Source organism: Pseudoalteromonas sp. McH1-7, from assembly GCF_013366255.1.
Lineage (GTDB): Bacteria > Pseudomonadota > Gammaproteobacteria > Enterobacterales > Alteromonadaceae > Pseudoalteromonas > Pseudoalteromonas peptidolytica.
Genome location: NZ_JABWPQ010000044.1, coordinates 1 through 15,666, shown reverse-complemented (window position 1 = coordinate 15,666; position 15,666 = coordinate 1). Strand labels below are relative to the sequence as shown.

The 15,666-nt window shown below is 44.5% G+C and carries 11 protein-coding genes; 10 read left to right on the top strand and 1 reads right to left on the bottom strand.

What is annotated here, in order from left to right; genetic code table 11:
• Positions 1-1,055: 1,055 nt before the first annotated feature.
• A complete protein-coding gene (gene asnA / locus HUZ36_RS21335) occupies positions 1,056-2,051 on the bottom strand; it encodes an aspartate--ammonia ligase (RefSeq protein WP_176033922.1) in 996 nt (331 codons plus the stop codon).
• Positions 2,052-2,212: 161 nt separating this feature from the next.
• Here asnA and asnC point away from each other — a divergent pair, with 161 nt between their 5' ends.
• The 10 genes from asnC to HUZ36_RS21285 all read left to right on the top strand — a co-directional run.
• Complete coding sequence (gene asnC, locus HUZ36_RS21330) at positions 2,213-2,671, top strand: transcriptional regulator AsnC (RefSeq protein ID WP_125253759.1); 459 nt, start codon at positions 2,213-2,215, stop codon at positions 2,669-2,671.
• A gap of 51 nt (positions 2,672-2,722) precedes the next feature.
• The gene (gene trmH / locus HUZ36_RS21325) at positions 2,723-3,421 is read left to right on the top strand and encodes a tRNA (guanosine(18)-2'-O)-methyltransferase TrmH (RefSeq protein WP_176033921.1); all 699 of its coding nucleotides are present in this window, start codon (positions 2,723-2,725) and stop codon (positions 3,419-3,421) included.
• 28 nt (positions 3,422-3,449) lie between these two features.
• A complete protein-coding gene (gene recG / locus HUZ36_RS21320) occupies positions 3,450-5,537 on the top strand; it encodes an ATP-dependent DNA helicase RecG (protein ID WP_176033920.1) in 2,088 nt (695 codons plus the stop codon).
• Between the two features lie 1,433 nt (positions 5,538-6,970).
• Positions 6,971-7,633, top strand: coding sequence for an alpha/beta hydrolase (locus HUZ36_RS21315; protein ID WP_176033919.1), 663 nt, complete (start codon positions 6,971-6,973; stop codon positions 7,631-7,633).
• 188 nt (positions 7,634-7,821) lie between these two features.
• A complete protein-coding gene (locus HUZ36_RS21310) occupies positions 7,822-8,547 on the top strand; it encodes a TetR/AcrR family transcriptional regulator (protein ID WP_147390318.1) in 726 nt (241 codons plus the stop codon).
• A 16-nt stretch (positions 8,548-8,563) separates the two neighbouring features.
• Positions 8,564-9,664 carry an efflux RND transporter periplasmic adaptor subunit gene (locus HUZ36_RS21305; protein ID WP_176033918.1) on the top strand — a complete coding sequence of 367 codons (1,101 nt, stop codon included), beginning with the start codon at positions 8,564-8,566 and terminating at the stop codon, positions 9,662-9,664.
• Positions 9,664-12,762: an efflux RND transporter permease subunit gene (locus HUZ36_RS21300; RefSeq protein ID WP_176033917.1), complete on the top strand. Its 3,099-nt coding sequence runs from the start codon at positions 9,664-9,666 to the stop codon at positions 12,760-12,762. Before HUZ36_RS21305 ends, HUZ36_RS21300 begins: the two co-directional genes overlap by 1 nt.
• Positions 12,763-13,058: 296 nt before the next feature.
• Entirely contained in the window at positions 13,059-14,483 is a 1,425-nt protein-coding gene (locus HUZ36_RS21295; protein ID WP_176033916.1) for an FAD-dependent oxidoreductase, read from the top strand.
• 351 nt (positions 14,484-14,834) lie between these two features.
• Positions 14,835-15,101: a transposase gene (locus HUZ36_RS21290; protein ID WP_176033915.1), complete on the top strand. Its 267-nt coding sequence runs from the start codon at positions 14,835-14,837 to the stop codon at positions 15,099-15,101.
• Positions 15,102-15,175: 74 nt separating this feature from the next.
• Positions 15,176-15,666: DDE-type integrase/transposase/recombinase (locus HUZ36_RS21285; RefSeq protein WP_176033914.1), on the top strand; the 491-nt coding region annotated here is incomplete at its 3' end.

Below are 15,666 nucleotides of genomic sequence, written 5' to 3'. Positions count from 1 at the left end.
AAGCGGCTCCTACCAAGGTGCTTACCTACAGGAGAAAAACCCTCATGTGGGAGCGAGTTTACCTCGCGATCTCTTAATTGCTCGTCGCGTAAAGCGGCTCCTACCAAGGTGTGTATCCACAGAAATAAAACTCTACTTGTAGAAGCGAGTTTACCACGCGATCTGTTAACTGCTCGCCGCGTAAAGCAGCTCCTACCAAGGTGCTTACCTACAGGAGAAAAACCCTCATGTGGGAGCGAGTTTACCTCGCGATCTGTTAACTGCTCGCCGCGTAAAGCAGCTCCTACTAAAGCGTGCATCCACAGAAATAAAGCTCTCGTATAGAAGCGAGTTTACCGCGCGATCTGTTAACTGCTCACCGCGTAAAGCAGCTCCTACTAAGGTGCTTACCTACAGGAGCAAAACTCTCGTGTAGGAGCGAGTTTACCTCGCGCGCTCTTAACTGCTCGCCGCGTAAAGCAGCTCCTACCAAGGTGCTTACCTACAGGAGCAAAACCCTCATGTAGGAGCGAGTTTACCTCGCGAGCTCTTAACTGCTCGCCGCGTAAAGCAGCTCCTACTAAAGCGTGCATCCACAGAAATAAAGCTCTCGTATAGGAGCGAGTTTACCTCGTGATCTCTTAATGGCTCGCTGCGTAAAGCAGCTCCTACTAAGGCGTGTATCCACAGAAATAAAACTCTAATGTAGAAGCGAGTTTACCTCACGTTCTCTTAACTGCTCGCCATGTAAAGTGGCTCCCACTAAAGCGTGTATCCACAGAAATAAAACTCTCGTGTAGGAGCGAGTTTACCTCACGATCTCTTAACTGCTCGCCGCGTAAAGCGGCTCCTACCAAGGTGCTTACCTACAGGAGAAAAACCCTCATGTGGGAGCGAGTTTACCTCGCGATCTGTTAACTGCTCGCCGCGTAAAGCAGCTCCTACTAAGGCTTGTATCCACAGAAGTAAAACCCTCGCGATCCCTTAACAGCTCGCCGCGTAAAGCGGCTCCTACCAAGGTGCTTACCTACAGGAGAAAAACTCTCGTGTAGGAGCGAGTTTACCTCGCGCTCTTTTTACAACAAATCAGCCACGCTGCTGCGCACTTCTTCAGGCCATACCCCTACTTGTACCTGACCAATGTGCTGCTTTTGTAACAGCAACATCACTAAACGCGACTGGCCAATCCCACCGCCTATAGTTTGTGGTAATTCCCCTGCAACCAGCTGTTGGTGCCAATCTAAACTCAAGCGCGCTTCGTCATCGGTTAATTTCAGCTGTCTTGCAAGCGAATCAGGACAAACACGAATACCCATTGATGAGATTTCAAAAGCGTCTTCTAATACTGGGTTCCACACCAAGATATCGCCATTCAGCCCTTGGTATTTGTCGCATGTTGGCGTTGACCAATCGTCATAATCCGGCGCACGAACATCGTGAATTTTACCATCACCAAGCTCGCCACCAATACCAATTAGGAATACCGCGCCATATTCTTGAGCAATCGCTTTTTCACGTTGCTTGGCTGTGAAATCTGGATACATAGTGCGTAATGCTTCACTGTGCACAAACGTAATTTTCTCAGGGAGGAATGCGGTAATGCCAAACTCATCCTCGACCACTTTTTCCGTCGCTTTAATTGAGCGATAAAGGGTTTCAACTGTTTCTTTTAGTTTTGCCAGCGAACGCTCACTGTTTTCGCAAATCACTTTTTCCCAATCCCATTGGTCAACATAAACAGAATGGATTGGCGATAGCTTGTCTTCGTCTGGGCGTAGCGCTTTCATGTGCGTATAGAGGCCTTCGCCTTTAGCAAAACCATAATCGCCTAGTGTTTTACGTTTCCACTTAGCAAGTGAATGTACTACCTCAAACTGCGCGTCCGGTAGCGTTTTCACTTTAACCTGTACCGCCTGCTCATGGCCACTTAGGTTGTCTTGAATACCATCGCCTAAGCGCGCCAAAATTGGGGCTTGTACTTCAACTAGGCCCAATTGCTCTGTTAGCTGTGCTGAAAATACTTGCTTTACTCGTGCTATCTGTTTTTGTGTCTCTTGATACTTGCTCAACATGGTTAGGTCCTCATTCCCGAATTTGTCGTTTTGTTAAGTCTATATTTAAAGAAACCAACAAAAACATCAACAACCCACAACAAAAACACCTTTACATAATTATTTTCATCAAAAATATGCTATAAATTTTAAATAAACGATAATTGCCAATGGATATTTACATGGAAAATTATGAGATCGACAATCTAGATAAATCCATCCTTCACGCATTAAAGGAAAATGCGCGGACACCCTACGCGGAATTAGCAAAGAGATTTGCCGTTAGCGCCGGTACCATCCATGTTCGGGTCGAAAAAATGAAGCAAGCGGGGATCATTGAAGGGACTCAAGTTAGCATTAATGCTAAACGGCTTGGTTATGATGTCTGCTGTTTTATCGGAATAAACCTAAAACATGCCGGGGACTATCCGGGGGCCATTGCACGTCTTAAAGAATTCGAAGAGGTTGTTGAAGCCTATTACACCACAGGTAACTACAGTATTTTTATCAAAGTGATGGCGCGCTCCATCGACCACCTACAAGATGTACTTATCAATAAAGTGCAAACTATTGAGTCTATCCAGTCAACCGAAACGCTGATCTCACTGCAAAACCCGATTCAGCGCACCGTTATGCCTTAGCCCCTTTTTTGTTATAATCGCGGGAATTTGTTGATTTAGAGTAGTAAGTAGATGGCTGAGAATAGATACCATCGTGTAAAAAGCGTATTAGATAGACGCCAAACCGACCTCACAGTGTGTTTAGATGAAGTACATAAGCACCACAACCTGTCAGCGATTGTGCGTACCGCAGATGCGGTTGGTTGTCACCATGTACATGCGGTATGGCCACAAGATCAAAGACGGTTAACTAATAATACCTCTGGTGGCAGCAAAAATTGGGTAGAAACCCATATGCATGAGCATATCGACCAGGCTGTTGCGACAATTCGTGAACAAAACCCGGGTGTACAATTATTAGCAACCAACCTTAGTGATAGCGCCGTTGATTTTCGTGAAATTGATTACACCAAACCCACCGCCATTATTGTCGGTCAAGAGCGTCTTGGGATCTCAGACCGCGCACTTGAGCATGCAGATCAGCATATCGTGATCCCAATGCAAGGTATGGTGCAATCCCTGAATGTATCCGTTGCCGCAGCACTTATTTTATACGAGGCGCAGCGCCAAAGAGATGTAGCTGGACTGTACAAACGTACAGATATGATGGATCCTGTGGTAAAACATAAGTTACTATTTGAAGGATGTCATCCAATTATTGCAACCCGCTGTCGCGAAAAAGAGTTACCTTACCCTGCGCTTGATGAGCACGGTGAAATTGTTGCTGACGACACCTTTTGGGACATTCTTAAGTTTAAGCAGAAAAAATAGATAACGCGGATCGCGCTAGAGGAATAGCATGTCGACACCAAATTTGGCCACTTACCCCGTCACTGAGCTAAAAGGCGTAGGCCCAAAAGCAGCCGAACGCTTGGCCAAACTAGGCATTCAGTCGGTACAAGACATGCTATTTCACCTTCCACTACGCTACGAAGACCGTGCGCGCACCTATCCTATCTGCGAGTTACAAGCGCATAGCCATGTCAGCATTGAAGCCGAGATTGAGCGCAGCGAAATCACGCAAGGCAAACGCCGCATGTTGGTGTGTTATGTTAATGATGGAACGGGGCGGATCGCGCTGCGTTTTTTCAATTTTAACGCGGCGCAAAAAAACGCCATGCAAGCAGGCAAAATAATCCGCTGTTTTGGTGAGGTTCGCCGTGGCCGCCATGGTTTTGAAATGGCTCACCCAGAATACAGCATCAAAGAAACCCGCTCTGCACCTTGCGACCCAAGCCTTGCGACACTCACACCTGTTTATCCGACAACCGAAGGGCTGAAGCAATTGAGCATTCGGGCGATTGCCGATCAAGCCGTTGAGTTACTGCGCAAATATGATGTACCAGACTATTTACCAGCTCAGTATCGGCCATCGCAGCAAAGCTTAAAAGAGGCGCTGCTATTACTGCACCGCCCGCCACAGGAAGTCGATTTAACCCAATTAGAACTCGGGCAACACCCCGCTCAAGCACGCTTAGCATTTGAAGAGTTATTAGCACAAAACCTCAGTTTGCTTAAGCTTAGGCAAAAAGGTCAAGCGGTGAAAGCAGTTGCACTACCGCCTACCAATCCACTTGAAGCACAGTTTTTATCGGCCTTACCATTTGCCCCCACCAATGCCCAAAGTCGAGTAGTAGCTGAGATCAAAAGCGACTTACAACATCCCTACCCCATGATGCGATTGGTGCAAGGGGATGTTGGCTCAGGAAAAACCCTTGTAGCCGCACTCAGCGCGTTAACAGCCATCGCACGGGGTTACCAAGTAGCACTGATGGCACCCACTGAGATCCTCTCCGAGCAACACGGCATCAACTTCCTTAATTGGTTTGAACCTATGGGTATAGAAACCGTATGGCTGGGTGGTAAAACCAAAGGCAAGGAACGCACTCATGCGCTTGAGCGAATTGCTTCGGGGCAAGCTCAGATGATAGTCGGCACTCATGCACTGTTCCAGGAGCAAGTACAGTTTTCTAACCTTGCGCTTATCATTATCGACGAACAACATCGCTTTGGTGTGCACCAGCGCTTAGCACTTAGAGAAAAGGGAAAGTTTGGCAATTGCTATCCACATCAGCTGGTGATGACTGCCACCCCAATCCCAAGAACTTTGGCGATGACCGCCTACGCCGACCTTGAAACCTCAATTATCGATGAGTTACCACCGGGCAGAACACCAATCACGACCGTCGCCGTGCCCGATACCAGACGCAATGAAGTGATCAAAAAAGTACAAAAAGCCTGCGTTGACGACAAACGTCAAGTGTACTGGGTATGCACCCTGATAGATGAGTCGGAGGCGTTACAATGCCAAGCCGCAGAAGACACCGCCAAAGCACTTGCCGAAGCCTTGCCAGAGCTTAATATCGCGCTGGTGCATGGCCGTATGAAAGCCCAAGAAAAGCAGGCCATTATGGACGAATTTAAACAGGGTCATACTCATGTGCTGGTTGCCACTACCGTAATTGAAGTAGGTGTGGATGTACCCAACGCTAGCCTTATTATCATTGAAAACCCTGAACGCTTGGGTCTGGCACAACTGCATCAGTTGCGCGGCCGTGTTGGTCGCGGACAAATCGCATCACATTGTTTACTGCTTTACCATGCGCCATTGTCGGTCACCGCGCAAAAGCGTTTAGGGGTGCTTAGAGAAAGTAACGACGGTTTTGTCATCGCTGAGCGCGACCTTGAGATCCGCGGCCCGGGTGAAGTGCTAGGCACAAAACAAACTGGATTGGCTGAGCTAAAAATTGCCGACCTTAGTCGTGATAAACATTTATTACCGCAAGTGAGAAGCCTCGCTTTTACCGTGCTTAAAAACCACAGCGATATTGTTGACTCGATTATCTGGCGCTGGATGGGCGATAAGAGTGAACTGGCCATGGCGTAAGCTTTAAGCTTTAGATGGTATAAAGATCGCGAGGTAAACTCGCTCCTACACGGATAATTTGCTCCCATAGGTGAGCACTTTGGTAGGAGCCACTTTACGCGGCGAGCAGTCAAGAAATCGCGAGCTAAACTCGCTCCTACACGGGTAATTTGCTCCCATAGGTGAATACTTTGGTAGGAGCCACTTTATGTGGCGAGCAGTCAAGAGATCGCGAGATAAACTCGCTCCTACACGGGTAATTTGCTCCCATAGGTGAACACTTTGGTAGGAGCCGCTTTATGTGGCGAGCAGTGAAAAGATCGGGAGATAAACTCGCTCCTACACGGGTAATTTGCTCCCATAGGCGAACACTTTGGTAGGAGCCGCTTTACGCGGCGAGCAGTGAAAAGATCGCGAGGTAAACTCGCTCCTACACGGGTAATTTGCTCCCATAGGTGAACATTTTGGTAGCAGCCGCTTTACGCGGCGAGCAGTTAAGAGCGCGAGGTAAACTCGATCCTACACGGGTAATTTGCTCCCATAGGCGAACACTATGGTAGGAGCCACTTTACGCGGCGAGCAGTCAAGAGATCGCGAGGTAAACTCGCTCCTACACGGGTAATTTGCTCCCATAGGTGAACACTTTGGTAGGAGCCACTTTATGTGGCGAGCAGTTAAGAGCGCGAGGTAAACTCGCTCCTACAAGTGTAATTTGCTCCCATAGGCGAACACTATGGTAGGAGCCACTTTATGTGGCGAGCAGTGAAAAGATCGGGAGATAAACTCGCTCCTACACGGGTAATTTGCTCCCATAGGTGAACACTTTGGTAGGAGCCACTTTATGTGGCGAGCACTTAAGAGCGCGAGGTAAACTCGCTCCTACAAGTGTAATTTGCTCCCATAGGTGAACACTTTGGTAGGAGCCACTTTATGTGGCGAGCAGTCAAGAGATCGCGAGGTAAACTCGCTCCTACACGGGTAATTTGCTCCCATAGGCGAACACTATGGTAGGAGCCACTTTATGTGGCGAGCAGTGAAAAGATCGGGAGATAAACTCGCTCCTACACGGGTAATTTGCTCCCATAGGTGAGCACTTTGGTAGGAGCCACTTTATGTGGCGAGCAGTTAAAAGCGCGCGAGATAAACTCGCTCATACAAGTGTAATTTGCTCCCATAGGTGAACACTTTGGTAGGAGCCGCTTTACGCGGCGAGCAGTTAACAGATCGGGAGATGAACTCGCTCCTACACGGGTAATTTGCTCCCATAGGTGAACACTATGGTAGGAGCCACTTTATGTGGCGAGCAGTGAAAAGATCGCGAGATAAACTCGCTCCTACAAATTGGTGAGTTCGTGCTCACAACTCCTTCATGCAAAATAACCCATCGCGCTACGCTTGCTTCTTTTATCAAAGCTTGGTTACCATCTCTCTACATCAACTAAAAAAGCTCAAAAATGAATCGTTTACTACGTGCTGCATGCACCTCATTTGCTGCTTGCGCGGCGTCAATCGCCTCGGCAAAAGCAATTTACTCAGATGTACCAGAGCAGATTAATCCATCTGCCAAATACGTTTTTTATTCTCATGGCTACATCGTTGAAGGTGATAATGAAACGCCTATTCATAAGCGCTGGGGTAAATATGACTTTCCAGCCATCAAACAAGCATTAAGTGACGATGCCTATACACTAATTGCTGAGCACCGACCTAAAGGTGTTGCACCAGAAGCCTACACAAAGACCCTAGTAAGCAAGGTTCACAAATTACTCGATGCGGGCGTCAGCGCCAGCAACATTACGCTCGTGGGGTTTTCTCGCGGCGGAGCGTTAACAATAATGGCAAGTGATACATTAAAAAATGATGCCATTCACTACGTGGTACTCGCGGGCTGCGCAGGGCTTATCAAAAGTAAAAGCGAGATCCAGCTCTTCGGCAAGGTGTTATCCGTGTACGAAACCTCAGATCAAGTGGGCTCTTGCGACTTTGTGAAAGCACGCTCCGAAAGCCTCAACAGCTTTACAGAATTTTCTATTTCAACTGGTGAGGAACACGGTGCTTTTTACCTCCCAAGAGACGAGTGGGTAAAGCCCGTTAAAAGCTGGATTTTAAATCACTAAATAATTAGCGTGGCGTTCTCTCAGCAGAACACCGTAAAAAACCTTCATTCTAATCCATCCTATCTCTTTAAATCTTTTCTGCCAGCAAACAATGCTCTGTTTACTTATTGCACTTTTAAAAACCAACCTTATAATTGAAGCGCATTCGAATACCATTCGAATTAGGTTCAATTATTACAGGAGAAAGCATGGCACCAGCACCAAAGTATGATAACGAAACTCAGCAACGTATGATTTTAAGTGCTGCAGAACAGTGCATCAATGAGACGTCAGTCACTGATTTTACAATGGCTAAAGTCTCCTTGCATGCAGGGTTATCTATGGGTTCTATTTATAAGTTTGTGCAAACCAAAGAAGACTTAATCATGGCATTGGCTTATGAGTCATTTACCCATGTATCTGGTGTGTTTAAACAAATCTTATCGCTGCCATTAAGCACGCCAGAGCGAATGCTCGCCGTGTGTTTAGTTTCTCCACAAAAAATTAAGCGTTTTTCCTTCGATTTCGAGCTGCAATCTTACTCTACTAACAAAGCCGTAATTAAAAGAGCTTCAGAATATTGGACCAATAAAATTATTGAATCATGTAGCGGCTGTGAAAATGTTTTCAAGCAAACCTTGCTTGATGGCATTGAGGCAGGAGAACTACAAAATATACCAAATCTGCATGATGTCATTGAAGAAATCATAATCAGCGGTTGGGCACTAACCGTGGGATATGAACAGGTTTTACGTTTGCAACAAACTAACCAAATTGTCGAAGGTACTGACTCTTTGCTGGCACCTCTTGCGCTCAATGATCCGCTCATTCGAAGCGCAGTGAGGCTGCTAAATAGTTATCCATGGCAAGCACCAATAACCCATGACTCTCTACTTCGTATAGAGAAAGAATTGCAAGCGCTCGAGCTTCGTTAACTTAAGGAAAATCACAATGAACATAAAACGCTGGCTTATCGCCTTTGTACTTATTCTCATCGTCATTACCAGTTTAGGATTTGTTAAATTTACGCAAATCCAAGCTGCTATTGCCTTTGGAGAATCCTTCCCTGAACCCTCAGCATCGGTTAAAAGTACCTATGTCTCTACCACTGAACATCTTAAAACGGTAAAAGTAGTTGGCCAACTTCATGCAAAACAGACCGTAACTGTCAGCAATGAATATGCTGGACTTATTACATACGTTGGCTTTCAACCTGGTGACTTAGTAAAAGCCAATCAAATATTGCTGCGCCTCGACAGCAGCATTGATGAAGCAAATCTACAAGCAGCTAAAGCGCGAGTAAAACTTGCTAAGTCAACCTATCAACGTGTTGCAAAGTTACTTGAACAAAAACGCATTAGTCCCGATGAAGTAGACAAAGCGGAAGCTGAGGTTGCTATCAATGAAGCTGATGTAAAACGACTCACCACCCTTATCGAAAAAAAGACTATCCGAGCACCGTTTACTGGCTATACCGGTATGGAGCAATATCAAGTTGGTCAGTTGCTTGATGCCAACAATGCCGTGACGTTTTTAGTAGGCACTAACGACAAAATTTGGGTTGATTTCAACATGCCGCAAACGTTACCACAACCAAAGTTGGGTGAAGAGGTAATGGTCGCGGTATCACACTCGCAAGTGCAGCAACCAGCACGAGTGTTAGCGAAAACCCCAAGTGTTGACGTCGCCTCCCGCCAACAACGCTATCGTGCAGAGCTTAATAATTATCACGAAGCACTAAGCCACAACCAAATGGTAATGGTAAACGTGCCAGTAGCAAAAGTAAGCGCAGCGGTAGTACCAACCAATGCTATTACTCGAAACCATTTTGGTGAGTTTGTTTATATCTTAGAAAAAGATGACGCACAAAACTGGCGAGCAAAACCTGTCAAAGTCACACTTGGCGATAAGATCCATGACCAGCAGCTGGTATTAACAGGTTTGAGCGGCGGTGAGTTTATTGCTGCTGAAGGTGCATTTAAACTACAGGAGAACTTACTGGTTTACACCGACCAAGTTGCTGCGATTGATGGCAATAATGGAGAGCAGTAATGAGTGCTTTACATGAAAATAAACCATCCATTATGGATATATTTGTCAATCGCCCCGTGCTTGCGATTGTATTTTCACTCCTTATTGTTCTGGCAGGATTAAACGCTGCTAGAGATATTTCTGTACAGCAGTACCCCAAAATAGAAAGTGCGTCGTTAGTAATAAATACCGTCTACACTGGTGCCTCAGCTGAGGTAGTTAAAGGTTATGTGACAGAACCGATTGAACGCGTTGCTTCAACGGTTCCTGGTGTGGACTATGTTGATTCAGTAACAATGGCAGGTCTCAGTCGAGTTACGGCATGGTTAGAGTTAAACCATAGCACTCCTGACGCCCTTGCTGAACTCACAACACGGTTAAACCAAATAAAGTTTGAATTGCCAAGTGGTGCAGAAGACCCTGCAATTCATACCGTGCGTGCCGATAGTCCCTATGCTGTATTTTATCTAGATGTAGAGTCTCAAGGACTATCGCGTAACAATGTGAGCGATTATTTGATCAGAAATGTTGTGCCTTCAATGTCAGATATTCCTGGTGTGCAAAAAATCACCCTCGAAGGTGGCCGAAATCCAGCGATGCGTATTTGGCTTGATCCTGAAAAGCTAGCCATTTACGGGCTTAGCGCCAGTGATGTATTTGGTGCACTACGCGCCAATAATACCATTGCAACCATTGGATATAGTGAAAACAACAGACAACGTATTGATGTTATGGCGAATACGTCTTTGCGCTCAATCGCGGACTTTAATAACCTCATTGTCAAAGAGGTTGATGGTGCACAATTAAAACTAGGAGATCTGGCCACCGTAGAGCTAGGTGAAGCTGACAGCCTAGTGACTGCACGACTTGATGATCACGATACGGTCTTTTTAGCCTTATGGGCACTACCTGGCGCCAATGAAATTGACATTGGTGATGCACTTTATAAAAAGATTGATGAGATAAACCCTATCTTACCTGACGGCATGAACCTTAGAATTGGTTACGATGGCACCCTGTACATGCGAGATTCTATCAAAGAGATCTTTACCACACTGGCTGAGACGGTGTTACTTGTTGGTATTGTGGTATTGGCGATGATGGGTTCATTCAGAACCGCGATGGTGCCACTCATCACTATCCCTATCTCTATTTTAGGTGCCATAGCGGTGATCTCTGCAATGGGCTTTTCCCTTAACCTACTTACCATTTTGGCCATTGTACTTTCGGTAGGCCTAGTGGTAGATGATGCCATTGTGGTGGTGGAAAATGTTGCCCGTCATATGCGCGAAGGCAAACCTAGATTTCAAGCCGCGCTTATTAGCTCACGTCAATTACTTGTGCCAGTTATTGCGATGACACTGACCCTAGCAGCAGTATACGCACCCATTGGATTTTTAACGGGATTAACTGGCTTTTTATTTAGAGAATTTGCTTTCACACTGGCGATTGCTGTGATCATCTCAGGTTTAGTTGCCATCACCTTATCTCCAATTATGGCGGCATACGTAAACCCAGAGGGAGGTAAAGAAGGCAAGTTAACACAAAAGGTCAATAGTTACTTCGATAAGCTCCAAAAGTTCTACTTTAATGCACTAGACACGCTATTTAAATGGCGTCCACAAATCTTCTTCATCGCTATTATATTTTCTTTGTTATCGGTACCATTTTATATGTTATCGCAAAAAGAACTTGCGCCTATCGAAGATCAAAGCAGTATCCAGGTTGTGGTGGAAGCCCCACCTGAGTCCTCTCTTGCTTATACCTCAAATAAAATGAACGATACCGCTGCGGTAATGAATGCAACCGAAGGTGCTGAATTTACTTGGCAGGTTATTACCGCTTCTGCTGGTTTTGGTGGTGTGACATTAGCGCCCTTTAGTGAGCGAGAAAACTCAGTTCACAATATGCTCTTTGACTTGTACGGCCGCTTAAGTAGCGTCACAGGGTTAACCCTGTTCCCTATTTTACCTGCGTCTTTACCAACTGCTGGGCAATTTGATGTTGAAGTGGTTTTCCGTTCTAGTGATGACCCTATCACCATGAAAGCGTATGCGGATGAAATTATTCAACGAGCGACTGCAACAGGCAGTTTTATGTTCATGAATACCGATCTAAAAATCGATTTGCCACAAGCAGAACTTGAGATTGATAGGGAGTTAGTCGCAGATCTGGGGCTAAGTTTATCTTCAGTGAATGAGCAACTTAGCGTGTATATGTCTAATAACTTTGCCAACTACTTTAATAAAGATGGTAAAGCTTATCGCGTGATCCCAATTGTGGGTGATAAAGATAGATACAACCCTGAGAATATTTTAAATATGCAAGTAAGCACAGATACAGGTGTTCTAATTCCCGTTTCTGCATTTGCTACATTGCGCACATTTACCAGCCCTCGAGTACTTGGCTCCTTTAACCAACAAGGCGCGTTTAGGATTTTAGCAGGTACCCTACCTCACGTGACTAAAGAGCAAGCGCTAACCCTAGTTGAAGAGATTGCGCAAGAAATACTACCAAGCCACTACTCTATTGATTACGCTGGTGAGTCCAGACAGTTAAGAAAAGAAGGTAACACCATGGTTGGCGTCTTGCTATTTGCGATGGTGATTGTGTTCTTCTTATTAACTATTCAGTTCAATAGCTTTAGAGATCCACTTGTTGTGTTACTGGGGTGTGCACCACTGGCATTGGCCGGCGCGCTTATGCTGCCGTTTTTATCACTGACGACAGTGAATATTTATAGTCAAATTGGGTTGATCACCTTGATTGGTTTAATTGCTAAAAATGGTATCTTAATCGTTGAGTTTGCGAACCATTTACAACTTGAAGGTAAGTCTAAGTACGATGCTGCAAAAGGCGCAGCAGCCACAAGACTAAGACCAATCTTAATGACAACGGGCGCGACTGTACTTGGTCACTTCCCTCTTGTATTGGTAACTGGTGCTGGTGCTGAAGCCCGTAACAGTATTGGTATCATTTTGGTTGCTGGCATGCTCATTGGTACTTTCTTTACACTTATCGTACTGCCCTTACTTTATGAGAAACTAGCAAGTGATCATCGTAGTAAGGCACAAGAGACTGAGGCATACCCACAAGAACAAGCGGTAGCTCAAGCTTAGTACAATCAAGAGAGGAACAATAAACGGGCTAATTTAATTTATTGTTCCACTCTGATAAGTCACTATGAGCACATGCTTAGCCTGGCTTTCGGTAAAACACGGTACCTAGTACTTAAATTAAGTTTGCTCGGTGTCGTGTTTTATTTCACCCATAGCATCACGCTCAGTGACAATATATGTTTTCAAGTAACAACTTGTTCTAGAAGGAAAGTAAACAGCCTTTTGTTACAAAAAAGTTACACGGGGCTAATCTTTAATATTCAATTATTTACACAATCAAAGGATAGGCAGTTAAAATGATTGTAGACAACATAGAAAATGTGGATCTCTGTATTGTAGGCGCAGGGCTTGCAGGATTAAATGCACTGTATGCAGCTAAGCAGTACTTACCAAAAAACGCGACTGTGGCACTCGTAGATAAGCGAGAATCTATTGGTGGCATGTGGAATGACACCTATGATTATGTAAGGTTACATCAGCCCTATAAGCAATTTACGATAGGTAATATGAAATGGGGTTTAGATCGCCCTGAGTCCTATTTAGCTGACAGACATGAAATCTTAACGCACTTTAAGCGCTGTATAAGCGAAGTAGAACAGCATTTGACTGTTATTCCCTTAATGCAGCATAGCTACCTTAGTCATGACTCCCAAGATGATGGCATCGTACAAGTTCACTTAGCCTCAAAAGAAACGACACGACAAATCCATACCAAAAAATTAATAAAAAGTGTTGGATTTGGCATTGAGCCAAGCCAAGCATTAGCCTTTTCTAGTGACAAAGTACATTCAATTACGCCTGAAGAAATACCACAAAATCAACAGCACATTATAGATAGTAATAAACCAATCTATATTGTTGGTGGTGGTAAGACGGCAATGGATACCGCCCACTATTTAATACAAGCAAACCCACAGTTAGCCATTCACCTTATTATCGGTAAAGGAACCTACTTCCTAAATAGAGACATCATGTTTCCGCCGGGTTTGGATAAATATTGGAAAGGGACAACTAGCCTAGATATGATGACGCAGTGTGCAACCCTCTTCAACGGCGATAATGAGGCAGAAGTCACCCAATTTGTAAAATCCAAATATGCCCTCTCACCGCACAAAGATGCCCAGCAATTTCTACTTGGTTTATTGTCTCAAAGTGAGCTGGATATTGTTACTCAAGGCTGTAAAACGATAGTAAGAGACTACTTAGATGACATAAAAGACAATGGTGACGAAACGCAATTGTGTTTTAGAAGTGGCGAAACACAGCCTATTGAATCTGGCGCTTGGATCATTAATTGTACTGGGTATCTCCTCAACTCTGACGTGCAGTCGGAGCAATACCACTCTCAATGCGGCAATGTTATCTCAATTAACAACAGTGATAACCCTCTGCTTTTTAGCTCTGGCTACTTTCTTCCACATGTTTTCTTTCAAGACAAGATTAAAGACACGCCACTATTGAGCATAGATCATGTTGCCTTGAAAAAGGCTAACGCAGAAGCCTTCCCATTTGTTGCCATGACTCAATTGCTCTATAACTTTTATACTCTGATGGACAAACTTCCATTAAAAGTCATTGACCAATTCCATGCAAACTTTGATAAGTGGTACCCTCTACACCGTCAACTATTTGGGTTTACGAAGTTTATGATCAATAAAAAGAAAAACAAAAAGCACTTTGAAAGCAGCCTATTGAGGGTCAAAGAAAAGTATAATCTTTAATCAAATGCTTACTAGCACAGTAATTTGATTGGTGAGTTAAAAGAAAAGTATTAGCCAATTTGCACAATGACTGGTGCTATTTAAGGCAACAAAACCTTGTCGATAACAACGCGATTAACCTTGCTATCGACAAGGCCGACACCTCACCACTGTAGATTACCTAGCTCAAAACAATTATGTTTAGGCACAATAAAGCTTGTACACTACCCTGTAAATTGGAATAATAAAGTTTGAACACTATTTTATTCCAATACCTAGTTTGTAAGCTAGGTCTGTAACTCTGTAACTCCCCCAAAAAATGAAACAGTTCATAAGTAGAATTTTCCATTAACTAAAATAGGAAAATTTACGATGAGAAAAAGCAAGTTTACCGAAACTCAAATTGTCAGCATGATCAAAGAAGCTGGATCAGGTATTCCAGTACCTGAAATTTGCCGTAAACATGGTATCGGGCAAAGCACCTTTTACAAATGGCGTTCAAAGTATGGTGGAATGGAAGTGTCTGATGTTAAACGCCTCAAAGAGCTTGAAGAAGAGAATCGTAAGCTAAAAGATATGTTTGCAACGCTGAGCTTAAAGCACTCGATGCTTGAGGATATCATTGCAAAAAAGCTGTAAAGACAAGTAGGCGCAGAGCTTGGGTTGAACATTTAAGATCCCAATTTAACGTCAGCGTCGCATTTGCTTGTGAAGTGGCAGGGCTAAGCCGCTCAGTTTTTTATTACAAACATAAACGGCCATCAGATGATGAGGTTATCGACGCGTTGCTAGCATTGGTCGAACGTCACCAAAGATGGGGGCTGCCTAAACTATTTAAAAGGCTTCGTAATAAGGGTAAACCTTGGAATAAAAAGCGTGTTGAACGAGTTTACAACATGCTAAAACTCAATTTGAGACGTAAAGGAAAGCGCCGTGTGCCAACAAGAACACCAGAACCATTAAGTGCCCCACAGCAATATAATGAATCTTGGTCAATGGACTTTATGAGTGATGCACTAAGCTACGGACATCGTTTTAGGACATTGAATATACTCGATGACTTCAATCGACAAGCATTAGCGATTGAAGTGGATACCAGTTTAACCGCTGAAAGAGTGATTAGGACACTAAAACAGATCATTGCTTGGCGCGGAAAACCAAAGCAAATTAGAGTAGATAATGGCCCAGAGTTTACTTCAACTAT

Excerpts from the sequence above, each read along its gene's own strand:
- asnC (WP_125253759.1), top strand. The coding sequence starts at position 2,213 with ATGGAAAATTATGAGATCGACAATCTAGATAAATCCATCCTTCACGCA.
- HUZ36_RS21300 (WP_176033917.1), top strand. The coding sequence starts at position 9,664 with ATGAGTGCTTTACATGAAAATAAACCATCCATTATGGATATATTTGTC.
- HUZ36_RS21315 (WP_176033919.1), top strand. The coding sequence starts at position 6,971 with ATGAATCGTTTACTACGTGCTGCATGCACCTCATTTGCTGCTTGCGCG.
- recG (WP_176033920.1), top strand. The coding sequence starts at position 3,450 with ATGTCGACACCAAATTTGGCCACTTACCCCGTCACTGAGCTAAAAGGC.
- HUZ36_RS21290 (WP_176033915.1), top strand. The coding sequence starts at position 14,835 with ATGAGAAAAAGCAAGTTTACCGAAACTCAAATTGTCAGCATGATCAAA.
- HUZ36_RS21310 (WP_147390318.1), top strand. The coding sequence starts at position 7,822 with ATGGCACCAGCACCAAAGTATGATAACGAAACTCAGCAACGTATGATT.
- HUZ36_RS21305 (WP_176033918.1), top strand. The coding sequence starts at position 8,564 with ATGAACATAAAACGCTGGCTTATCGCCTTTGTACTTATTCTCATCGTC.
- trmH (WP_176033921.1), top strand. The coding sequence starts at position 2,723 with ATGGCTGAGAATAGATACCATCGTGTAAAAAGCGTATTAGATAGACGC.
- HUZ36_RS21295 (WP_176033916.1), top strand. The coding sequence starts at position 13,059 with ATGATTGTAGACAACATAGAAAATGTGGATCTCTGTATTGTAGGCGCA.
- asnA (WP_176033922.1), bottom strand. The coding sequence starts at position 2,051 with ATGTTGAGCAAGTATCAAGAGACACAAAAACAGATAGCACGAGTAAAG.